The 22,900-nt window shown below is 46.1% G+C and carries 20 protein-coding genes and 4 tRNA genes; 3 read left to right on the top strand and 21 right to left on the bottom strand.

Going from position 1 to position 22,900, the window contains the following annotated elements; all coding sequences use genetic code 11:
• Window positions 1-40: 40 nt before the first annotated feature.
• Together dtd and BLV50_RS19330 are read right to left on the bottom strand one after the other, a co-directional pair.
• Window positions 41-502 carry a D-aminoacyl-tRNA deacylase gene (dtd, locus tag BLV50_RS19335; RefSeq protein WP_063567712.1) on the bottom strand — a complete coding sequence of 154 codons (462 nt, stop codon included), beginning with the start codon at window positions 500-502 and terminating at the stop codon, window positions 41-43.
• A 12-nt stretch (window positions 503-514) separates the two neighbouring features.
• Window positions 515-2,698 carry a RelA/SpoT family protein gene (locus BLV50_RS19330; RefSeq protein WP_063567711.1) on the bottom strand — a complete coding sequence of 728 codons (2,184 nt, stop codon included), beginning with the start codon at window positions 2,696-2,698 and terminating at the stop codon, window positions 515-517.
• Window positions 2,699-3,074: 376 nt separating this feature from the next.
• Between BLV50_RS19330 and uraA the strand changes: the two genes are divergently transcribed.
• A complete protein-coding gene (uraA, locus tag BLV50_RS19325) occupies window positions 3,075-4,391 on the top strand; it encodes a uracil permease (RefSeq protein WP_090809470.1) in 1,317 nt (438 codons plus the stop codon).
• 195 nt (window positions 4,392-4,586) lie between these two features.
• On the opposite strand, the gene BLV50_RS19320 is transcribed toward uraA, so the two are convergent.
• The 6 genes from BLV50_RS19320 to BLV50_RS19295 form a co-directional block, all read right to left on the bottom strand.
• The gene (locus tag BLV50_RS19320; protein WP_024633046.1) at window positions 4,587-5,099 is read right to left on the bottom strand and encodes an adenine phosphoribosyltransferase; all 513 of its coding nucleotides are present in this window, start codon (window positions 5,097-5,099) and stop codon (window positions 4,587-4,589) included.
• A 37-nt stretch (window positions 5,100-5,136) separates the two neighbouring features.
• The gene (recJ, locus tag BLV50_RS19315; protein WP_079697665.1) at window positions 5,137-7,545 is read right to left on the bottom strand and encodes a single-stranded-DNA-specific exonuclease RecJ; all 2,409 of its coding nucleotides are present in this window, start codon (window positions 7,543-7,545) and stop codon (window positions 5,137-5,139) included.
• 39 nt (window positions 7,546-7,584) lie between these two features.
• Window positions 7,585-8,550, bottom strand: coding sequence for a cation diffusion facilitator family transporter (locus BLV50_RS19310; protein WP_063567708.1), 966 nt, complete (start codon window positions 8,548-8,550; stop codon window positions 7,585-7,587).
• Between the two features lie 74 nt (window positions 8,551-8,624).
• The gene (gene secF, locus BLV50_RS19305; protein WP_079697664.1) at window positions 8,625-9,533 is read right to left on the bottom strand and encodes a protein translocase subunit SecF; all 909 of its coding nucleotides are present in this window, start codon (window positions 9,531-9,533) and stop codon (window positions 8,625-8,627) included.
• A complete protein-coding gene (gene secD, locus BLV50_RS19300; RefSeq protein WP_079697663.1) occupies window positions 9,523-10,773 on the bottom strand; it encodes a protein translocase subunit SecD in 1,251 nt (416 codons plus the stop codon). Before secD ends, secF begins: the two co-directional genes overlap by 11 nt.
• Window positions 10,774-10,863: 90 nt before the next feature.
• Window positions 10,864-11,103: a post-transcriptional regulator gene (locus BLV50_RS19295; protein ID WP_175383441.1), complete on the bottom strand. Its 240-nt coding sequence runs from the start codon at window positions 11,101-11,103 to the stop codon at window positions 10,864-10,866.
• A 223-nt stretch (window positions 11,104-11,326) separates the two neighbouring features.
• Between BLV50_RS19295 and spoVB the strand changes: the two genes are divergently transcribed.
• Complete coding sequence (spoVB, locus tag BLV50_RS19290; protein WP_090809468.1) at window positions 11,327-12,928, top strand: stage V sporulation protein B; 1,602 nt, start codon at window positions 11,327-11,329, stop codon at window positions 12,926-12,928.
• A gap of 3 nt (window positions 12,929-12,931) precedes the next feature.
• On the opposite strand, the gene BLV50_RS19285 is transcribed toward spoVB, so the two are convergent.
• Window positions 12,932-13,654 carry a YetF domain-containing protein gene (locus BLV50_RS19285; protein WP_063567726.1) on the bottom strand — a complete coding sequence of 241 codons (723 nt, stop codon included), beginning with the start codon at window positions 13,652-13,654 and terminating at the stop codon, window positions 12,932-12,934.
• Window positions 13,655-13,876: 222 nt separating this feature from the next.
• Here BLV50_RS19285 and BLV50_RS19280 point away from each other — a divergent pair, with 222 nt between their 5' ends.
• Complete coding sequence (locus BLV50_RS19280) at window positions 13,877-14,269, top strand: TIGR04086 family membrane protein (RefSeq protein WP_063567706.1); 393 nt, start codon at window positions 13,877-13,879, stop codon at window positions 14,267-14,269.
• A gap of 133 nt (window positions 14,270-14,402) precedes the next feature.
• Here the strand turns inward: BLV50_RS19280 and yajC are convergent, their stop codons facing one another.
• From yajC to BLV50_RS19220, 12 genes are all read right to left on the bottom strand, one after another.
• The gene (gene yajC / locus BLV50_RS19275; RefSeq protein ID WP_072734772.1) at window positions 14,403-14,714 is read right to left on the bottom strand and encodes a preprotein translocase subunit YajC; all 312 of its coding nucleotides are present in this window, start codon (window positions 14,712-14,714) and stop codon (window positions 14,403-14,405) included.
• A 67-nt stretch (window positions 14,715-14,781) separates the two neighbouring features.
• Window positions 14,782-15,918 carry a tRNA guanosine(34) transglycosylase Tgt gene (tgt, locus tag BLV50_RS19270; RefSeq protein WP_064635839.1) on the bottom strand — a complete coding sequence of 379 codons (1,137 nt, stop codon included), beginning with the start codon at window positions 15,916-15,918 and terminating at the stop codon, window positions 14,782-14,784.
• A gap of 45 nt (window positions 15,919-15,963) precedes the next feature.
• Window positions 15,964-16,992, bottom strand: a complete 1,029-nt coding sequence (queA, locus tag BLV50_RS19265) for a tRNA preQ1(34) S-adenosylmethionine ribosyltransferase-isomerase QueA (RefSeq protein WP_063567703.1) — start codon at window positions 16,990-16,992, stop codon at window positions 15,964-15,966.
• A gap of 7 nt (window positions 16,993-16,999) precedes the next feature.
• A complete protein-coding gene (locus BLV50_RS19260) occupies window positions 17,000-19,102 on the bottom strand; it encodes a SpoIID/LytB domain-containing protein (RefSeq protein ID WP_090809466.1) in 2,103 nt (700 codons plus the stop codon).
• Window positions 19,103-19,152: 50 nt separating this feature from the next.
• Window positions 19,153-20,163, bottom strand: coding sequence for a Holliday junction branch migration DNA helicase RuvB (ruvB, locus tag BLV50_RS19255; protein WP_053779099.1), 1,011 nt, complete (start codon window positions 20,161-20,163; stop codon window positions 19,153-19,155).
• A gap of 55 nt (window positions 20,164-20,218) precedes the next feature.
• A complete protein-coding gene (ruvA, locus tag BLV50_RS19250) occupies window positions 20,219-20,833 on the bottom strand; it encodes a Holliday junction branch migration protein RuvA (RefSeq protein ID WP_063567701.1) in 615 nt (204 codons plus the stop codon).
• Window positions 20,830-21,333 carry a crossover junction endodeoxyribonuclease RuvC gene (ruvC, locus tag BLV50_RS19245; RefSeq protein WP_053779097.1) on the bottom strand — a complete coding sequence of 168 codons (504 nt, stop codon included), beginning with the start codon at window positions 21,331-21,333 and terminating at the stop codon, window positions 20,830-20,832. The genes ruvA and ruvC overlap by 4 nt, the downstream gene beginning before the upstream one ends.
• Before the next feature lie 294 nt (window positions 21,334-21,627).
• Window positions 21,628-22,254 carry a BofC C-terminal domain-containing protein gene (locus BLV50_RS19240; RefSeq protein WP_218135410.1) on the bottom strand — a complete coding sequence of 209 codons (627 nt, stop codon included), beginning with the start codon at window positions 22,252-22,254 and terminating at the stop codon, window positions 21,628-21,630.
• 310 nt (window positions 22,255-22,564) lie between these two features.
• Window positions 22,565-22,638: transfer RNA gene (locus tag BLV50_RS19235), tRNA-Pro, on the bottom strand.
• Between the two features lie 7 nt (window positions 22,639-22,645).
• Window positions 22,646-22,724: transfer RNA gene (locus BLV50_RS19230), tRNA-Leu, on the bottom strand.
• Between the two features lie 15 nt (window positions 22,725-22,739).
• A tRNA-Arg gene (locus BLV50_RS19225) sits at window positions 22,740-22,816 on the bottom strand.
• 6 nt (window positions 22,817-22,822) lie between these two features.
• A tRNA-Gly gene (locus tag BLV50_RS19220) sits at window positions 22,823-22,897 on the bottom strand.
• Window positions 22,898-22,900 lie beyond the last annotated feature (3 nt).

The following is a 22,900-nucleotide window of genomic DNA, read 5'->3' as shown; positions in this document are numbered from 1 at the left end:
GAACCGAATTATCCCTCATTATGGCCTGTTCCCCAACCAATTATGCATGTGTTTCTTGACGAATAGGGCTTTCGAGCATTAAAGTCACCGGTCCCCAATTCGTGAAAGTCACATCCATCATCGCTCCGAAACGTCCGGTTTCCACCTGAATTCCTTTATCACGTAACAGCTGATTAAACGTTTCATACAACAATTCTGCCGCTTCAGGTCTGGCTGCAGCTGCAAAGCTTGGGCGTTTTCCTTTGCGACAATCTCCGTACAATGTAAATTGTGAGACAGATAATACAGCCCCGCCCACATCGATCAGACTGAGATTCATCTTTTCCTGCTCATCTTCAAAGATACGAAGACCAGCGATTTTGTCTGCCAAATATATGGCATCCTTCTCCGTGTCCTCATGTGTAATTCCCACGAGCAACATCAATCCGGATTCAATTCTTCCCGTCAGTTCTTCTCCAACGGTCACCTGAGCCTCTTTACAGCGTTGTACAAGCACCCTCATCTTACAGGCTCCTTACTGCATAATCCGATGCACAGAATAGACATCTTTCACTCGTTTGATCCGTTCCACAACCGAATGCAGATGCTCCGTATTACGAATCAGAATTGTAACGTGCACCAATGCTAATTTATTTTTATCTGTACGTCCGGTGACGGCAGATATATTGGTTTTACTTTCCGAAACAGCCTGAAGCACTTCATTGAGCAAGCCGTTGCGATCATGGCCCGTAATCTCAATATCTACACTGTAGTTGGCTTCAATATTCTCTTCCCACTCGACTTCAATGACGCGAGCTGCTTCTTCCCCATCCGTACTGGACGGGATATTTGGACAGTCCGTTCGATGCACCGAAACCCCACGTCCACGTGTAACATACCCGATAATAGCATCCCCTGGTACAGGGTTACAGCAGCGCGCAAAACGTACAAGCAAATTGTCTATACCTTTGACACGGATGCCATTCGTCGGACGGTTTTTGCGCTCAGGTGCAGGCTTCAGCTCACGCATCTCGGAGTTCAGCTCAAGCAAGCTGGATTCTTCCTGCTCCTTGCGAAGTTTCTCCGTTGCTTTGGTCACGATCTGTGCAGCCGTAATACCACCGAATCCAACAGCTGCGAGCATATCCTCAATATCATTGAAGGCATACTTTTTGGCTGCTTCCTGCAACTTATCGTCCGTCATCCAAGCAGATGGATCAAGTCCCATGCGCTTGAGTTCACGTTCACAACTGTCGCGTCCTTTTTCAACGTTTTCTTCCCGTCGTTCCTTCTTGAACCATTGCTTGATCTTCGCTCGTGCGTGAGAGGATTTTGCAATTTTAAGCCAGTCCTGGCTCGGTCCGTAAGAATGTTTGGACGTCAAAATTTCAATGATATCACCTGTTTTGAGATGATAATCGAGTGGAACGATACGACCATTTACTTTGGCACCAATCGTTCGGTTACCCACCTCTGTATGGATTCTATATGCAAAATCCAATGGAACAGATCCAGTAGGCAATTCGATAACTTCACCTTTTGGCGTGAATACAAACACCAGATCCGAGAAGAAATCCATTTTAAGCGATTCTACAAATTCAGACGCATCCTGCGCTTCATTTTGAAGTTCAAGAATCTCGCGGAAAAACGTAATTTTATCTTCAAAATTATTTCCGTTTCCGTTCGCAGCGCCTTCCTTGTAGGCCCAGTGGGCAGCAATACCGAATTCAGCGGTACGGTGCATATCCCATGTCCGGATTTGAACTTCAGTCGGTTCCCCATTCGGACCTACCACCGTGGTATGCAGCGATTGATACATATTCGCCTTCGGCATCGCGATATAGTCCTTGAAACGTCCAGGCATCGGTTTCCATAACGTGTGTATAATTCCGAGGGTAGCATAACAGTCCTTGATGTTATCCACAATAATACGAATCGCAAGCAGATCATAAATCTCGTTAAACTGTTTGTTTTTCGTTGTCATTTTTTTGAACACGCTGTAGATGTGCTTAGGACGTCCCGACAGATCTGCCTGAATTCCCATCTCATCCAGCTTGCTTGTAATACCGTCCATAACCGTATCAATATATTGCTCACGTTCCGCACGCTTTTTGTGCATCAGGTTTGCAATTCGGTAATATTGCTGCGGATTCAAATAACGGAGGGCGATGTCCTCCATTTCCCATTTGATCGCAGAGATACCCAGACGGTTAGCAATCGGACAGAAAATCTCCAACGTTTCATATGAAATCCGTCGTTGGCTTTCTTCCGACTGAAACTTGAGTGTCCGCATATTATGCAGACGGTCAGCCAATTTGATCACGATGACACGGATGTCCTGCGCCATGGCGATGAACATTTTGCGGTAGTTCTCGTTCTGCTGTTCTTCCTTGGAGCGAAACTGAATACGTTCCAGCTTCGTCAAGCCGTCAACAAGCATGGCACACGTATTGCCGAAATGATTGCGGATTTCTTCAAGTGAAACCGTAGTATCCTCTACTACATCATGAAGAAGCGCTGCAATTATGGAGATGGTGTCCATCTGCATGTTTACAACAATATCGGCAACCGCAAGCGGATGCAGAATATACGGTTCTCCCGATTTTCGCGTCTGTCCATGGTGGGCCTGATCAGCAAATTCGTAAGCTTCACGTATGCGCACCAGATCGGGTTCTTTGATATATGCCCCGGCCTTCTCGAGTAATTGCTCTATGCCCATTCTGATCTGTTCCGTGTCCTTTCTATACAAAATGGAACCCGTGACATAATATCAACACAGGTTCCCCGTAAAAGTAATTTCCTATAATTATGACGCTTCGCCCGTTTCCCGTCAACTACTGACGAATAAGAGCACATATCCAATTTTTTTATACGATATGTGTCATTCCTCAAAGATGCTGCCAGATATTCAACAGAGGTCGAAAATCATCCTCATTTACTATGTATTATTACCGTTATTTGCCGAAATAGAAGGATCAATTCTCAAAATAAAAATGGTTCCGCCATGCTTAGTGGAAAAATGTTATTGCTAAATGAAGAGAAACTCTGTACTATATTGAAGATTTGTGTTTCGGAAAAAAGGAGATGAATATTCATTGCAACGTGAAATTCAGGTTAATCAAAAAATGCCGCTTGGCTCAGGGTCGCTGCTGAGTCTCCAGCATTTGTTCGCCATGTTTGGCAGTACGGTACTCGTGCCGAACCTGTTCGGTGTCGATCCAAGTATGATCTTGCTTATGAACGGTATTGGAACATTGTTGTACATACTCATGTGTAAAGGAAAGATTCCGGCCTATCTTGGATCAAGCTTTGCTTTTATCGCACCTGTTTCTTCCGTATTAATAGCACACCCTGATAACGGATACTCCATGGCACTTGGAGCGTTCATCGTAACGGGAGTTATTTTCTGCATTGTAGCTCTTATCATCAAGTATGCGGGAACAGGCTGGATTAACGTGGTTTTCCCGCCTGCGGTTATGGGTGCCATTGTTGCCCTAATCGGTCTCGAACTTGTACCTGTGGCAGCAGGAATGGCTGGTCTGATCAATTCAAACCCTGCTGAGAACCCAGACTGGGTACCTCAAGCCAAACCAATTATTTTAGCCATGGTTACTCTTGGTATCACTGTTATTGGTGCAGTAACCTTCCGTGGGTTCCCCAAGATCATTCACATTCTAATCGGGATTGTATCCGGTTACGTGCTTGGATACTTTATGGGTGAGGTAAAAACCGAGAATATAGCGAACGCTGACTTTATCTCGCTGCCTACAGTAACGACACCTACATTTGACTGGTCTGTCATATTCACCATTTTGCCTGTGGCACTCGTTGTCATTGTTGAGCACATCGGACATCTGCTTGTAACGAGCAGTATTGTGGGCAAAGATCTGTCCAAGGACCCGGGTCTGCATCGCTCCCTGCTCGGAAACGGCGTTTCAACTATTCTTTCCGGTTTTGTAGGATCCACACCGAATACAACTTATGGTGAAAATATTGGTGTTATGGCTCTGACCCGGGTTTACTCGACGTATGTTATTGGCGGCGCTGCCGTTATCGCAATTGTACTTTCGTTCTCAGGTACGTTCTCGGCACTTATAGCTAACATTCCCGTTCCGGTTATGGGTGGTGTATCTTTGCTTCTGTTCGGAGTTATTGCGGCATCCGGTTTGCGTATTCTGGTCGAACAGAAAGTGGATTTTGCCAAACCGACCAACCTGTTGCTAACTACCCTTGTACTCGTCATCGGACTTAGTGGTACTGAGATCACGTTTTATGGTATTCATCTGAAGGGAATGGCTCTGGCAACCATCGTCGGAATTCTGCTGAGCTTGTTGTTTAAATTATTTGAAGTACTGGGTTGGTCGAATGATCAAACGAAGAAACAGCCTTTAACCGAGAAAACTCCGGATTGATTTCTTACCGATCGGTCTGAACGAACAATGTTTATTCATTCTTCATTTTATACATCGTACAACGCAAAAAGCCTGCTCTCTAACCTTTACGGGTTAAGAGACAGGCTTTTTTTGCAAATAGTTAATGCTGTATATTATTTCCCGGGAAACGGGAGATCCAGTTCACGTGATTTAACAGCAATGAATGCCGGAATTCTAGTAGTTCATCAATGTAAATACATCAATTCCTGGCAATTTTGCACGTCCATTCAAATCAGACAGCTCAATCAGGAATGCTGCACCTACAATCTTGCCACCCAATTGTTCAATCAGGTTAATGGAGGTAGCAATAGTTCCGCCTGTCGCCAGCAGATCATCCGCAATCAGGACATTTTGTCCTTTTTCGATCGCATCTGTATGCATAGCAAGCGTATCTTTGCCATATTCAAGATCATAACCGACTTCGATCGTCTCTCCAGGCAATTTTCCGCTTTTACGGATCGGAGCAAAACCGACACCTAGAGCGTACGCCAGAGGAGCGCCCACAACGAATCCACGTGCTTCAGGTCCGGCAATAACGTCAATTTTGAGATCCGAAACCATTACTTTCAGCTCATTGATCGCCTTGCGGTACATTTCTCCATCCTTCAACAATGTCGTAATGTCTTTGAAGCTGATTCCCGGTTGTGGAAAGTCAGGAATGACACGAATATAATCTTTAAAATCCAAAATAATCTCCTCCTAAAATAAATAGCACAACTTCTATCTAAGATACGCCCTTCATCCGGGATATCATCCATTGTGTCAGCTGAGGGGTCGATGCATCCAGCATCACCTGCTCTGTCTCGGCCATGCTCTCCAGCGCCTGATAATGACGCGAAGCGGTTAGCTCACGCTTGGGTGGGTTATCCACAAACACAATCTTTCCAGCTTCTCGGGTAATGAACGATAACTCCTCAAAAACATCCAACATCATGGTAATCATGCGCGGCGAGCAGCCACACTGACGACTGAGCACAGGAGTGATCTCTTGTTCCTCCACGGGTTCAGCTCTCCATTTGGACACCAGCATATAAATACGCTTGAAGAGTTCTCTGGAGGGCATCTGAAGGCGATCTCGGCGGTTGCCTGATCCGTGCAGAAGGATGATATTCTCGGCTCCGCTGAATAAAGCCAGCATTGCATCAAGTTGTTCCGGGGTTTCCGGCGTATCAAACACAAATAACGTCCGGACCTGTTCCTGCCCATAATGCTGCGCGGCAGCATTGCACGGAAACAAACCGACCTTTCTATCATATACCCAAAGGCACGGTTCATACAATGAATTTCCCTCGGAAACATTCGTTTCTTTCCGAACGATGGCACCAATTGAGCCTGACTTGTATCGTAGATGTATTTCAAGCGAACTCAAGAACTGCTTCATCGCGTTCAGAGGCTCCGTACTACCTCGCAAATCAAACACTTGCGCATGTGGAACCTGGATGTCCTGCAGCATTAATTGTGGTTTCCTCATCCCGTTCCACTCATTAACGGACAACTCGCCCATAACATCAATGATGGAGCCTGGAGGCAGAAACTCAGCTAAAGCTCCCTTGCCAAAGGCTACCGTCTCCAATTGCTGACCATCCTGCTCCAAAACCAATTTCAGATGACGTTTTTCCCGTCCCATCGTCCGTGTTTCTTTGACAGTCACATTGCGCAATACAAAACGTGGAGAAGGATTACTCATGCCAAACGGCTGGAGTCTGTCGATCTCTTGAATGACCTGCAATGGTACATCACTGATTCTGCATTCGTCATCTGCAAGACGATGGGGCACAAAGTCCTCCTCTGTCAGCACGGATGCCGCAAACTCATTCAATCCTGCTTCCAGCTCTTTAAGTTGATCACGATGAAGGCTCATGCCTGCTGCAGCTGGATGACCACCATAATGGTCCATCGTGTGTTTGCAAGCAGTTAATGCCTCATAGATGTCCAGCCCCTCTATGGAGCGTGCTGAGCCTTTACAAGCGCCGCTCTCCGGGTCAATGCCCAGGATAAGCGTTGGCCGATAATACCGTTCAAGTAACTTGGAAGCCACGATACCTACAACTCCAACATTCCAGCCTTCTCCCGCCAAAACGATGACGTCCGGCACTGCTCCGGAATTAAGCTGGATTTTCTGCTCCAACTGGGCTGTCGCTTCCAGAAGTATACCCTCAACAACCTGTTGCCTTTCACGATTCAGCAAATCCAGTTGGCCTGCCAGAGTGTGTGCCTCATCCAGATCCTCGGTTGTAAGCAGCGATACGGCTCGGCCGGCATGATCCAGACGTCCGCTTGCATTAATACGCGGAGCCATTGCAAAGGCAATATTGATTGAGGTGACCTGAGTTTGATCCACACCACTAATTTCAAGCAGAGCACTTACACCAGGCAGACGTGTACCTCGCATGGACTCAACACCATAACTGACGATAACCCGGTTCTCGCCTTCCAAAGGCATCAAATCGGCAACCGTACCAATAGCGGCAATTTCCATCCATTCTCCAGGCACTTCTCCGATCAATGCCTGAGCCAGCTTCAACGCTACACCCGCACCAGCTAACCCTTTAAAAGGGTAAGGACAGTCCGGAAGCTTGGGATTAATGAGCGTATAAGCCTCAGGCAAAACTTCAGGTGGTTCATGATGATCCGTCACAATGACTTCCATTCCCAGTGTTGCAGCATAAGCAATCTGCTCTACCGCACTGATTCCGGTATCTACCGTAATCACCAGCGTGACTCCTTGTTGATGAGCCCAATCCAAGGCGTGATTGTGTAACCCGTAGCCTTCATTGGAACGATGAGGAATATAGATATCATAAGAAGCACCGAGATAACGCATCAGATGGATCATCAGAGATGTACTGGATACTCCGTCCGCATCGTAGTCCCCATATATTAAAATATGTTCTTCACGCTCAATAGCCTGCTGGATTCGGGGCACAGCTTCTTTCATGCCTAGAAGCAGATAAGGATCATGCATCTGATTCAGATCAGGATGCAGAAATTGTTCTGCCTCTGATTCATTATGAACCCCCCGACTGACCAGCAAACGTCCAACAAGTGATGAAACGGAAAGCGCCTGCGAGAGTCCCGCAGCCGCCTCCAAATCGATATTCGGTGTGTTCCACCGGTATTGCGAATAAAGCAATGATAACGCTCCTTTCCTGATCTACTGAACCAAGCTTCATTACTGAATTAATGTCGCTTCAGGATCTGGCAGTTCATGATTGGATTTATAAGGATATCCAGGATCATAAGGTACAGCCTGGATCTGTACTTCTTTCACATGACTGAAACGAGTTAAGAGAAGTGTCTTCGCCCGGTTCGCAATCTCTTGTGCCTCGAGCACGGAAATTCTAGGGTTCACACTAATGACCAGTTCAATCGTAACATCATGTTCCTGTTCACGTGCTACCAGATGTTCAATCGTAATAATGCCATATACACGCTGCACCGTCTCTTTGAAGTCAAGTGCTTCTTCCTGTTCCAGTTCCTGAACAAGTGAACCATATACGGTATCCACAATCATTCTGTAGCCTTTGTGAAGCACAAAACAGGAAGCGATCAATGCAGCTGCGGGATCCATATATCGAAGAATACTCCACCCCATCGTTTCTCCTGTCATGGAACCTACAATACCGACTAAGACGATAAGTGAACAGTAAAGTGCCCGACGATGTTGCTGTGCATAAGCGAGAGCCTGCGATTGATTTCGTTTACGGAAATATCGGTATTGATATTGAAAGATTGCTTCTTTCACAGCCAATGCTGCAAAAGCTACCACAAGTGCATGGGTATACTTCTCTAGCGATTCTGGTTCATCTCCAGACAGACTACTCAAAGCGGAGATGGCGATCTGCAAACCTCCCATAAGGATGAGCACAGATAATAATACCGAAATTCCAGGTCTCGCGATACGTGAATGTTCCTTTGACCGCTCCCTACGAGCCTTTCTTTTTGTTTGTACAGACTTCGAGGGAAAGAGGCCGGACAATGAAGAAGCAGCTTCTGAAGCAGAGTGAAGGCCGTCTGCAAGCAACGATTTGCTGTTTGCCATATAACCGAACCCAGCCTTGATTACTGCAAGTGTCAAATTCCCGGCGATCCCGCTCCACGTGGCAGCGTGAACAGAAGGGAAACGTTCTCTGGTCATGGCGATGCCCCCCTTAATACTCTACCTAAAGTTGCAAAACCGCGCCTAGCAGACGCGGCTTGACAATACAATGTTTAGTTGGATGCTTTGACAGCTGCTTTAGGTTTCTCTGTTTGTTTACCTTTGAGCGCCAGCCACAAAGGAGCGGCGATGTAGATCGAAGAATATGCACCGAACAACGTTCCGATGACCATAGCAAGTGAGAACATGCGAATGGATTCTCCACCAAAAATAAACAAGCAGAGCGAAGCGACAAACACGGTGAATGTTGTATTCAGGGAACGTGTCATCGTTTGCGCCAAACTGCGGTTGACTACTTCACGCAAATCGGCTTTCGAAGTCTTTTTAGCAAAACGCATATTCTCACGAATCCGGTCGAAGATAACGATTGTATCATTGATCGAGAATCCGACAATGGTTAGAACAGCCGTAATGAAGGTCAGATCCACTTCCAATCGGAAGATCGAGAACACACTAATAACTACAAATGCATCATGGAAGAGCGCAATTACAGCAGCCAAACCAAACCGCCATTCAAATCGGATAGCTACATAGATCATAATCCCGATACTTGCGATAAGAACCGCGTATATGGCATTACGTTCAAGCTCTTTAGCCATCTCCGGATCAACCGTGTTGACTTCATAGGAAGCAGTTGGATCAAGCTTAGTAAATTCTTGCTTGAACTTACTTTCCTGGTTTTCATCCAACTCATTCGAGAAACGAACGTTAACCCGATCAGCACCAGTTGTGATTTGAACATCACCTTCGTCAACGCCAAGGTCTTTCACAATAGGATTGATTTGTTCGGTTGTGATCGCCTTGGATACCGTGATATCTACATTTGAACCGGCACGGAAATCTACCGCATAATTCAATCCCAGGGCCAAAATGCTGATGATACCTGCAATCGTCAAAATGATGGAAAAGGTATAGGCAATTTTACTGCCTTTAATATAATCAAAATTCCAATTAAAGCGCACGAATTTCACTCTCCTTCACTCCGAAATACTTAGGCTTCTTCAATACGTTAGCCCGCACAAGCAGGGTCAACAGGAAGCGGGAGAAGAAAATATTCGTGATAATGCTGGTCACGATGTCAAAAATCAGTACCAGTGCGAAACCTTTAACCGCACCTGTACCCAAGAAGAACATAACTGCTGCAGCAATGATGGTTGTAATGTTGGAGTCAATAATCGTACGGAAGGAATGTTTACCTCCTGCTTTAACCGAAGACAATATCGACTTACCACTGCGCATTTCTTCCTTAATCCGCTCGTACGTGATGATGTTGGCATCCACGGCCATCCCTATACCCAGGATAAATGCCGCGATCCCCGGAAGGGTAAGCACGAATTCTCCCATATAGAAGATTGCAAGTACCAACCACGTATGTGTAATTAGGGCAAAACTCGCAATAATCCCCGGAATACGGTACAGACCAATCATGAACACCAGGATAATTACGGAACCAATTAATCCCGCTTTAATCGTCTGGTCCAGAGATAGTTTACCAAGCGTTGCACCAACGCTTTGAGAGTACTTCTCTGTCAGTTTCAACGGCAACGCGCCCAAATTAATGGTATCGCGAAGCTGATTGGCTTCCTCACGTGAGTAGTTACCCGTGATTTGCGCAGAGCCGTCACTCAGCTGCTGTTTAACTTCTGGTGCTGAAAGCAACTGATCATCCAGATAGATAGCCAAAGGTTGTCCAATCAAACGTTTGGTGATTTCAGCAAACTTGGCTTTGTCTTTAACCTGGATATCGATCATCGGTGCGTTCAACTGGCTGAATACCACTTTGGCACCATTCTCCACGAACTCATTTCCCCGAAGCTCGATTTTAGTGTATTCGCCTTCTTTGTCATTCTCAGCTTTACTGCGGAAGGTCATGACAGCAGGCTCTTTCATTTTCGCTCTGACTTCAGCCTCGTCGGTAACCCCGGCCAGCTTCAAGCGGATCCGGTTCGTTCCTTCAGTTGTTACTTCCGGCTCGCTTGTTCCGAGCGCATTGGCACGGCTCTCCAGACTTTTTGCTGTTTGCACCAAAGATGCTTTGGTGACTTGTTGTCCTTGTTCCAGCGGCTCTGCTTCATATAAGATCTCGTAGCCTCCTTTTAAATCAAGGCCCAAGCGTATATTTTTGAGCAGCCCTGGACTTGTGCCCAACATTACTCCTGCGGTCACAAGCACGACCAAAATGAAACTGACGATTCTTTTCATGCCGTTCCTAGATCCCCTTTCGTTCTCAATATTCCTATTATAGCGATGCCGTAAAAAGCAGTCAATTTCCAACAAAAAAGATCCCTTTCGTTAGAAAGAGGACCCCCGGTATGCAGACACGGTCATAAAGTTCATAAAGCTTGTTGCTTTCAGTGACAATATGTCGTTCACCAGTTGGTGAAGCGGTGGAATGCCCTGCTTTTCATATTTATGACTGATGCAATTCCAGACATCTTTGCTGGTGACATATTCGTAACCGACAAGCCTTAATTCCTCTGCCTTGCTGCGGCAGAGCATCTCTATAGACTGTTCCAACTCCACATCATTCATTTCTTCCAACGGGGAGCCTCCCTTCATACATCCAAGCCTTTATGCGGCATCAATATTACATCATTCGACTTTACCCGATCATATTCCTTCTTGCTGGTGATGGATCTTTTTGTTAATCGTGTCCAAGTTGTCATGAGAAGATATTGGACTGGCATAGGATGAAGAACGACGGCTTTGTCCCGTTTATGAATACCTGTACTCCAACCGGGAAAGAGGGGTAGTCTTGAAGAAACAAACTTTTATCCAGGGAGCCATGATCCTGCTCGCCGCAGGCATTATTAATCGGATTCTCGGGTTCATCCCGCGCATTGTGCTGCCACGAGTTATCGGTGCAGAAGGTGTTGGCATCTACCAACTGAGCTATCCCTTTTTCATCGTACTCGTCACATTGATCACTGGCGGTATTCCATTGGCCGTAGCCAAACTCGTAGCCGAAGCGGATACAGGTGCCAACCGTTATTCACCCCAACGGATTCTGCAAATTAGCCTGAGCTTCACACTGACCCTTGGCGTTGTGTTTATGTTTTTGTGCATCATATTCGCTCCATGGGTTACCCGTTATGTTCTAACCGATGAGAGAGTCTATCACACGTTTGTCAGCATGAGCCCTATGATTGCCATCATCGCCGTATCTGCAGTCTACAGAGGGTATTTCCAGGGAAAGCAAAACATGATGCCTACGGCTGTTTCATCAATCGTAGAAACGGTCATTCGTATTATCTGTGTGATCTGGTTTTCCTGGCTCCTCTTGCCCCGAGGAATTGCCCAAGCTGCAGCAGGAGCCATGCTGGGAGCACTTGTTGGTGAATTCATCGGTATGCTCGTATTATTGTGGAACTATGCCAGACAGAAGAAATATATGGATCAACATCTGCCCATACTCGAATCTCCAATCGAACCCAAACCTGCTATTTCAAAAAACTCAACCGGCTCAGAACCTGGACTTCTTCGTCGTTTACTCGCGATTTCCGTACCTGTAACTGCCGGGCGGTTAGTTGGTTCCCTCTCCTATCTCGCTGAGACGATTGTAACCGCACAGAGTCTAGCTATTGCAGGTATCTCCAAAGGGCTCGCCACGGCCCAGTATGGTGCATTACAAGGTATGATTATACCGCTACTTCTACTGCCGGGAGCCTTAACTTCCTCGTTAGCCACGTCACTTGTCCCCTCATTGTCTGAGGCCTCGGCGCAAGGTGACCGTGCTCTCATACATAAACGGATGCATCAGGCTCTGCGTCTAGCACTCGTAACAGGTGCTCCATTTTCTGTTTTTATGTATGTGCTTGCCGAACCGATGTGTCTTGTTCTGTATAATGATGCATCGATTGGAAGCATGCTTAAGCTCATGGCTCCTTTTGCTTTGTTTATCTACATTCAAGCTCCTCTTCAAGCTGCTCTTCAGGCACTTGATCGTCCAGGAAAGGCACTACTCAATACATTTATTGGTGCTGTCATTAAAATTACGTTGATTTTGGTACTCGCCTCCCGGCCGGAATACGGTATTTTTGGAGCGGTAATTGCCATTTGTGTGAATTCAACGATCGTTACTCTTTTACATGCAAGAAGTGTGCGCAGCCTGTTACAGTTCCGTTTCAAGATGATGGATTGGGTCAAAACAGGCACTGGTATGGTCATCATGGGCGCCGCTACTCTGGTCATTTATGAACAGACTGCATCCTTGCTTCCATTTTGGCTCAGAATGCTTCTCGCGCCCCTTGTTGGTCTGATCGTCTATTTCATTGTTATGGGCTGGACCAAAATGATTGATTTTCATGATCTTTCCCGTGCGCCCTTTATTGGTTCCTGGTTTAAACGCCGTTCTTAAACGTCAGTTATCTTTATCATCTTTGGAACTTACATAAATTTTTCCGTTATGATCGATGGAACAGATAAACACGTCTTTAAAGTCCATAATACCTTTGTGCTGAATCTGATTTTTAAGCCAAAATCTGGTTTTTTGGATCAGCTCAAGGTTTTGATCCTGAACTTTGCCATCCATGATCAATGGCAATGGCAGCCCTTCATATTTGATATTTTCAAACCCTTCTAATTTGTTTTTTCGCGCTTTTTGTTTGGAATTAGATCCTGTCGAACCAGATCCTGATGAGCCGCTGTTGCCGCTCGAAGAACTCTGACCTTTCGGAAAAACAGTTAGCTTGCCTGTGGTCTCCAATATGGCAAATTCCACATCTCCAATGCTGTCTACATTTTGTTCGCGAAGCTGTAGAAGCAGATCATCCAGATTGTAACGCTGCTTTCGCATTTCATCTCGATGTAATTTCCCTTTGGAGATTAACACGGTCGGCTTGCCATCAATCATTAACCGAAGCTTGCGGCTTTTGAGACTGAGAAATGCCATAGCAATCTGCACTACTAGTACCGTCAGCATCGGTACAATACCATGGAATAACGGTTTATTGATATCTTCAATGACAAATGCCGCAATTTCTGCAAGCATGATGGATACGACAAGATCAAACATGGACAGCTTCCCGATCTCACGTTTACCCATTATCCGAATTGAGCCATAGACAATAAAGTACATGAGCATGGTTCGAAAGATATGTGCTCCGACATCTGAGAAATTCACAACAGGGTTCCTCCTTCGGATCTGAATTTTATACAGGTACCTGAAGCGTAATCCCTATTTTGGCCTGAAGCTCACATGCTCATGCAAATATAATCCGTTCATTTAATGGAAAATTCAGTTCATAAGTCAGAGGGCTTGACCATACACTGTATTAATTTCAAACTTGTACAAGGGGGTCGCTTCATGCAGTTGATTCGCCGAATGGTTTCATTTCGAATGTCTAACCCGATTCTTTCGGGCCTCTGTCATGCTTTTGTGTGGATGATGTTAGGCGCACTGATTCTATCCTTCTTTCTCTGGATGACCGGAATGCGGGAACAGGATCTTTCCCTGTATACGTACGTTGTTCATGGCTTGTCCTTGCTGGTTGGTGGCTTTGTATCTGGCAAGAGGTCAGGTGAGCGAGGCTGGTACCACGGAGGTATTACCGGAATGGTCTACGGACTAATTGTATTGCTGATTGGGTTTCTAGCACTCGATGCCTCATTCAATTGGAAAGACAGTCTGCAGCTTGCAAGTGCATTTCTGATTTCTGCACTAGGCGGTATATTTGGAGTCAACACACGAAGATCATAGAAGATCGGGGTGTAACGGTTATTTGAGAAAAAGAAAAAGAGAACCGGGTCTCCATGGAGATCCAGTTCTCTGATAGTGAAAAATACGCTGCAAACGTACTCATATCCTTACAGGCTTTTTGAACATCTATGATTTATTCAGCCGTTTCACGTGCAACTGCACTGCTAATTGCATTACGATCGAATGTCAGTTTAGTAACATCGTTTACACGCAATACAACCACATCGTCTGTGATTTCAGCAATCGTTCCGTGAAGACCGCCGATTGTAACAATTTTATCGCCTTTTTTCAATTGACCTAACATGGAATTACGTTGCTTCTGTTTTTTGTTCTGTGGACGAATCATCAAGAAGTAAAAAATTGCAACCATGAGTACCAAAGGTACAATCAAAGATACAATTCCACCGCCAGCTGGAGTTGCTGATGCAGTCATTGCCTGAAACATGTAAAATTCCCCCTTATCGACTATACGTACAGATAATGCTTGTTACTTCGGTTCCGCAAAAACCTGGTCAGAAACCTTTGTCATTGTCATGAAGACCATATTGATCGAAAAATTCATCCCGGAAATCAAGCAAACGATCTTCCATTATGGCTTTACGCACATTGCGCATCAAATTCTGCAAGAAATGAAGATTGTGGATGGTCGTCAAACGTAAGCCAAACGTTTCATCCGCTTTGATTAAATGACGCAAATAGGCTCTTGAATAGTTACGACAAGTATAGCAATCACATTCAGGGTCTAGTGGCCCAAAATCAGTTGCAAACTTGGCATTACGAACTACCAGACGTCCTTGGCTGGTCATCGTTGTTCCGTTACGGGCAATTCGGGTAGGCAGAACACAATCGAACATGTCCACTCCGCGAATCGATCCCTCAATCAATGCATCGGGTGAACCAACACCCATTAGATAGCGTGGTTTATTGGACGGCAACAAAGGAATTGTGTAATCCAATACACCATACATCAAATGTTTCGGTTCTCCAACACTCAGTCCACCAATAGCATAACCCGGGAAATCCATGGAAGTCAAATCTGCCGCGCTCTGGCGACGAAGATCTTCATGCATGCCCCCCTGTACGATAGCAAACAGCCCTTGATCATTGGGACGAGCATGACTTTCCAGACAACGTTCTGCCCAGCGGCTTGTTCTTTCAAGTGATTTTTTCACATATTCATACTCAGCAGGATAAGGCGGGCACTCATCAAATGCCATCATAATGTCGGAGCCCAGTGCATTCTGGATTTCCATTGCCACTTCGGGTGAAAGGAACTTTTTGTCCCCATTTAGATGGGAGCGGAAGTTAACGCCTTCCTCCGTAATTTTACGCATCTCACTCAGAGAAAACACTTGGAACCCGCCACTGTCAGTCAAAATCGGGCGATCCCAGTTCATAAATTTGTGCAGGCCGCCTGCCTGACGAATAATTTCATGTCCGGGTCTCAGGAACAGATGGTAAGTATTGCTCAGAATAATCTGTGCATCCATCTCTTTCAGTTCTTCGGGACTCATCGTCTTCACCGTCGCCTGTGTTCCTACAGGCATGAAGGTTGGTGTCTCAATAATACCGTGAGGTGTATGTACACGTCCCAAACGAGCTCCGGATTGTTTACAGGTTTTGATATGTTCGTACGTAATTGCTGCCATTGGTTTTAATCATCCTCTAAAAATTAATCGTAATACCTTCATATCTTAATAAATCAACATGGCATCGCCAAAGCTGAAGAAACGATATTGTTCTTTAATTGCTTCCTCATATGCATGCATGATTTGTTCTCTACCCGCAAGCGCACTGACCAACATGACCAATGTGGATTTGGGGAGATGAAAATTCGTAAGCATCCCGTCGATTACTTTGAACGTATATCCCGGATAGATAAAGATTTTGGTCCAGCCGCTGCTCTCTTGCAACTGCCCGTCTTCAAAATTGCTTCCTACCGTTTCAAGTGTACGACAACTTGTCGTTCCTACAGCAAATATACGGTTGCCACGTTTTTTCGTTTCATTAATTAGATCCGCTGTCTCTTGAGACAAAGAGTAGTATTCCTCATGCATGACATGCTCTTCAACTTTGTCAACTGACATAGGCCGAAATGTTCCGAGTCCAACGTGAAGCGTGATGAAAGTTACATTAACGCCTTTATCCCGAATCCGATTCAGCAATTCATCTGTAAAATGTAATCCTGCTGTCGGCGCAGCGGCTGATCCTTCATGTTTCGCATATACCGTTTGATACCTTTCGCGGTCGTCCAGCGTCTCTCTGATATAAGGAGGCAGCGGCATTTCACCCAAGCGATCCAGAATCTCTTGAAAGATTCCATCATAGGAGAACGTAAGCAAACGCGCACCCATTTCGCCTTCCTCATCAATGACTGCCCTGAGCTCGTCACTAAAAATGATGACCGAACCGGCTTTCAGCTTCTTGCCTGGTTTAACCAAAGCTTCCCAACGATCGCCCTCCACGTTTTTGAGCAGAAGTACTTCAGCCTTTGCCCCCGTGTCCTCTTTGGTTCCGAACAAACGCGCTGGAAGAACACGTGTATCATTCAACACCAGTGTATCTCCAGGCTGAAGGAAGTCGATAATATCAGGAAACGTGTGATGGTTAACCTCACCGCTTTCCTTATTTAAGGTAAGCAACCGGGACGCCGTGCGGTCAAGCAGTGGCGTCTGTGCAATTAATTGCTCCGGCAATTCAAAATCATATAAGTTCACATTCATATTCAATTCATTCCTTAACAATAGTCGCATTTTGATAATAGTGTTTCAATATTGCCTGGTAATCATACCCTTCATCAGCCATGCCTTTGGCACCCCATTGGGACAAACCTAATCCGTGCCCATTACCCTGACCGATGATCATGAAGCTTTGGCCCTGAGTTACAGCTCGAGCTTGACCATCACCACTCATAACCACAAGAGCATTACCGGATGAAGTTCCTGTGCCCGAGGCAGATAGTACAGCAGCACCCTGTGAGCCGGTTTTGCTTGCTGTTTTGCCGTCAGCGCCTAATACAGTATAACTTCCGGTCCCTGCAATATCAAATAAAGTACTCGGTAATCCACCTAAAGCAGAGCGGTATGTATCTGCATATTTTACCGTCATGGGCTGGCCGTTGGCTGTAACTTCAAGTGCCCTTCCTGATGGCCCACGCTTGGTCACTTCGAGCGTTGAGATCGAAGATGGAACAGTAGAAGTCGTTTTACCCTGCAGGGTTTTAACCAACTGGGCTGACGTGAATGGCCCTCTTACCCAAGCATAATCGTTGGACTGCGGCACTTTGGCCAGAACAACAGCCTCGTTGCCTGGATTCATTTTCGCTACCGGATCAACATTGGATTGAATTAACGGAACGGGACGCACATTGGTATTTTGAGCAGTAACCGTCACTTTGGCTAAACCCGCATCCGTTTTGGTCGTTAAATCTTTTACATTATCCTCGCGGATATATCCGCTGACTCCTGTACTTAACAGCACATGATACCATGTCTGTAATCCAGCTTGAGCCGATGTATCTCCAGGACTATCCACATTAATGAACACATCCGCGCCCCCATTCCATACCTCGGATGGGTGAGCAGTCTGCCCCCCTGCATTGGAAGAGAACACAGCTTCTACGATTTTACCACCGCTCTTGATGACTTCTCCAGAAGTAGCATCAACCGCGCTGGAGACTTTATCATTCTCTGAACCCATTCCGTTGTACGCCTGACTGAGCGTGGTATCCACAACGTTGGCAATTTTAAAACGATCTCCCTGTTGAAGCGCATAAGAGCGTGCAGCGACAGCCTGTACTTTCAGCGCTTCGGCTGGCCAGGATGAATACACTTCTGCACCAACAACAGAGTATAAATATTGCTCCAGTGGAACTACATTAACCAAAGCCAAATCGCCGCTTACAATGCTAATTTCCATGTCACCGCGATATGTCCGTCCGGAACGTTCCACCACTTTGATTCCACTACCGTCTCCTTGCACAAACGCCTTGGCCTCACTGCCGGCAATAGTGTAATGCGGAGCTGTTTTAAGTGTATCTGTGCTTAACCCGGCATCCTGGCGGATTATAAGCGCAGCACTATTACTGTTTACCGGAGACAGGTTTACTCCTGGAACACTGGCTTCCACACTTTTTTTGAATGCAGACAGATCAGTATCTGATGAGGCTTCTCCCACCCATACAGCATACCCTTGACTCCCTCCATCCAGTTGAAGCGCCGTATAAGAACTAACTCCTGCCGATGAAAGGGATGCTTGTGCCGCTTCTGCCTCTGGAAGTGAGCTGTAGACTCCTGCAGACAGACGCTTGCTGCCCGTCACCGCTGGTTTTTGTCCACCTAGTTGGGCTGCAGCCACTTTTTGTACACGTGCTACCGCTTGTCCAGCCAACGCCTCTGTTGCATAGTTTCCGGTGTAGAGTTGATAGGTCGCTTTACCATTCAGAGACGTTGTAAACAACAAGGGTTTATCACTAGTGGCCTGCAACAATTTTGCGGCTGCTGCTGCCGTTTTGAAATCCCCTGTTTCCAACACTTTGACGCGGAATCCATCCGCACTGAAACGGATTTGTCCTGCTGGAAGAGTTATACTTGCTCCGCTTTCCGAACCGACATTCCATTTTCCACTCGACTCAAGCGTAATCAGTGGTGTAGTCGATTTATACGTACTTCCCAGGTTCGCAAACATGGCTACCCGAATCATCTGCCCATCACCTTCAGCGGCATAAACCGGCACTTGCAGGCATCCTACCGTCAACAGAGCTGCGGCCAACACCTTCAAACGCCGACTCCACTTCCTTGTTTGTATTGCTTTCACGATCAGTCTCCTCTCCATGTTTGTCCCAAGTTGTATATTAAGATAATCTCATTGATATATAGTCACAATTATTTGGCGTCTCTCGGTGGAACTGGCAAACCCAGATGATGATAGGCCAGGTCCGTTACAATTCTGCCCCTCGGTGTGCGTTGAAGCATGCCAATCTGCAATAGATAAGGCTCGTAGACATCCTCAATGGTCTGACTCTCCTCACCAATCGTAGCGGCAATCGTATCCAGACCCACAGGGCCTCCCCGGAAACTGTTAATCATTGATTTGAGCATTTTATGATCGATCTCGTCCAGACCACGCGGATCAATCTGAAGACGTTGCAGCGCTTCTTCCGCCAGAGCCTGTGTGATGATACCATCACCCCGTACCTGGGCAAAGTCACGCACTCTTTTTAGCAGTCGATTGGCAATCCTCGGTGTCCCACGGGAGCGCAATGCGATCTCTTCGGCGGCATTACCAACAATCTCCACCCCTAGAATCTCTGAGGCCCGTGAGACGATGTAGGCCAGCTCATCCACCGTGTAGAACTCCAGTCGACTGATAACACCAAACCGGTCTCTGAGAGGCGCAGAAAGCAAGCCTGCACGGGTTGTAGCACCAATCAGCGTAAAGGATGGCAGATCAAGACGTACGGAGCGGGCACTTGGCCCTTTTCCGATCATGATATCCAACGCGAAGTCTTCCATGGCGGGATACATCACTTCTTCTACCGTCCGATGAAGGCGATGAATCTCATCAATAAACAGGACATCCCCTTCTTGCAGGTTTGTAAGCAATGCAGCCAGATCACCTGGGCGTTCAATCGCCGGTCCCGATGTTGTACGTAAGTTAACACCCAATTCATTGGCAATGATATTGGCAAGTGTTGTTTTACCCAGTCCAGGCGGGCCATATAACAACACATGATCGAGCGCCTCATTGCGCATCTTGGCGGCTTCAATGTATATTTTCAAATTCTCCTTGACCTGGTTCTGCCCGATATATTCATTCAAATACCGGGGACGAAGGCTAAGCTCCACAGCTTGATCCTCCATCATCAGGTTCGCGGAAATAATCCGGTCATCCATGTTCATCCCTACCTTTTTTATGCGGCTTACTGCTCTATTATAGAGGCAAAATTAATTATCCCGTAAACAGCATTTGCAGTGCCCGTTTCATCAACACATCAACAGAATCGGCCGAAGTAACATCTTTCTTCAGTTTGAGCCATACTTTATCCAGTTCACTGTCGGTATAACCCAGCGCCTTAAGACCTTCACGTGCCTCATCCCAGGCAGAGCCGCTTCCTGCTTCTTCCGAAGGAGGAGCAAACAAACCTGTTGCATACGTGGCAGCACCGAAACCATCCAATTTGTCCTTAAGGTCCAGTATCATACGCTGCGCTGTTTTCTTACCAATCCCCGGCAGTTTGGTCAGGAACGTCAGATTCTCTTGATAAATTGCAGTCACGACATGGTCCGGCGTACCGCCAGCGAGTATACCCAGAGCAACTTTGGGTCCAATACCTGATACCTCGATCAGCTTGCGAAATAACTTCTGTTCTTCACGAGTCCCAAAACCAAACAGCAACATCGCATCTTCACGTACATGGTGATGGGTATACACCATAATTTCGCCTTCTTGCTTCGCAAATGCAAAAGGATTCGGACAGAATACACGATAACCAACGCCATGTACATCAAGCACAATATATTCATTTTCCAGATGTACGAACTGTCCTCTTAGGAAATCAATCATTTTCGCAATACCTCATTCAACTTAGAGTTTAATGTATATGAGTGTGCATGACACACTGCTACAGCCAAAGCATCTGCTACGTCATCCGGCTTCGGAATCACCTGTAAACGTAAAAACATTTTGACCATCTCCTGCACTTGCCGCTTCTCTGCTTTTCCGTATCCAACAATCGCCTGCTTAATCTGCATCGGCGTATATTCGGCAATAGGCAGTCCCTTCTGGGCAGCAGCCAGTACCATAACACCTCTAGCCTGACTTACAGACATCGCTGTTGTGACGTTACGATTGAAAAAAAGTTTCTCCAGTGCTACCGCGTCCGGTTTATATTTATCAATCAGCTGTACCATGCCCTCATATACATGAAGCAGCCGTTCCTCTTCAGGGGTATGAGCTTCTGTCTGAATACAGCCATATTGTACAGGTGTTACCTTACTGCCGATTTTATCCACAAAACCAAAACCGACAATCGCAATCCCCGGGTCAATTCCCAAAAAACGCAAATCCATCTCTCCCTTACAAAAGCGAACATATGTATCGTTCATTTCATTATAACAAAAGATAGGCCATACGGCAGGAAAAACTTTGTCCTTCCATTTACTCGCCTCAATTCGTGAATAACCTACAATCTTTATCTCCTATATTCAGGTGTATCGGTCATGGAACGACAAAAAGGACATCTTTCGATGTCCTTCGTTTCCCCTCGTATGTTGTATGACCTACGAATATCCTTCCACCAGAAACTTCTCCTCTACTGGATGTAAACAGATCCACTCAATGCAGATCAGCCTGTTCTTTTATCCGCCATTACGGATTTCTTTATTGGCCTCATCCACCGCATAATCGCTGAACGTAGAGATTACACTGTCGTACTCATCCTTGTCCTGAATACGAATACCCTGCTGCAATTGCTCCAACACACCTTCAGGCAATGATGTCTCTAACGTGCCTACGTCCATTTGAAAAAAAGTACGGATGACTTTCTCTTCTGTGGGCCGTCCTTCATAAAGATTGAGATTACCCACAGCATCTATGCTAATATACGCCTGCTCTTTACATAATGGAGAAAGATCATCCACATGTTGCTTAATGCGTAACACTTCTGCCGATTCAACCTGAGCACCCCAATCCGGATGTTGAACGAGCAGCATCTTCAATTGAGGAATCGCCATCTTACCTAATTGTTCCGTTTCTACCCCACAGATATATTGCGTCTCCAATACAACACTCGTTAAACGGTCCGGATCAGACCCGAGTTGTTCCATCAACGTCTGAATTTCTTGCTCTGACCTTTGTTCACTCGCAACAGGTCCCATTACAGATACAGCCTCACTGAAATTGGTCGTTAATAAACGCTCGATCGCAGAAGAAATCGGCAAACCACTGTAAGCCAGTATAGCTACGGCAACCAACGCTGCAGTCATCCACAATGTTCTTTTCCATCGACGCCAGCGTCTCTTAAATTGTTTTTTGAAGTTAAACGTGTTCACATGAACCCCTTCTATCACTTTTTAAACCTATTGTGACCGAAAGAACTGGGGTTTATGCAAAATTAACCTAAGGCACCAGCAATGTGATGCACCTGAGCACTAAAAGGAGGAAAAATATAATTATTCCTTCCTTATTAAAGGTTGTCATGAATTAAGAGGTTATGATTGCTTAGAGCACAACCATCTTTTAAACATAAATAAAAAGACGGACTATCTATAAATAGATAGTCCGTCTTTTTTGAGATCGGGATGACACGATTTGAACATGCGACCCCCTGGTCCCAAACCAGGTGCTCTACCAAGCTGAGCTACATCCCGTTATATATACCGGCGAGAGGACTCGAACCTCCACGGTTTCCCACTCGATTTTGAGTCGAGCGCGTCTGCCATTCCGCCACGCCGGCATATGAAGTTATAAATGGCGCGCCCTGAGAGATTCGAACTCCCGGCCTTTTGATTCGTAGTCAAACGCTCTATCCAGCTGAGCTAAGGGCGCAAATATTGGAGCGGAAGACGGGAATCGAACCCGCGACCCTCGCCTTGGCAAGGCGATGCTCTACCGCTGAGCCACTTCCGCATA

Origin of the sequence: Paenibacillus sp. 276b, assembly GCF_900107875.1 — a bacterium.
Lineage (GTDB): Bacteria > Bacillota > Bacilli > Paenibacillales > Paenibacillaceae > Paenibacillus > Paenibacillus marchantiae.
This window is presented reverse-complemented; position numbering and strand designations above follow the sequence as displayed.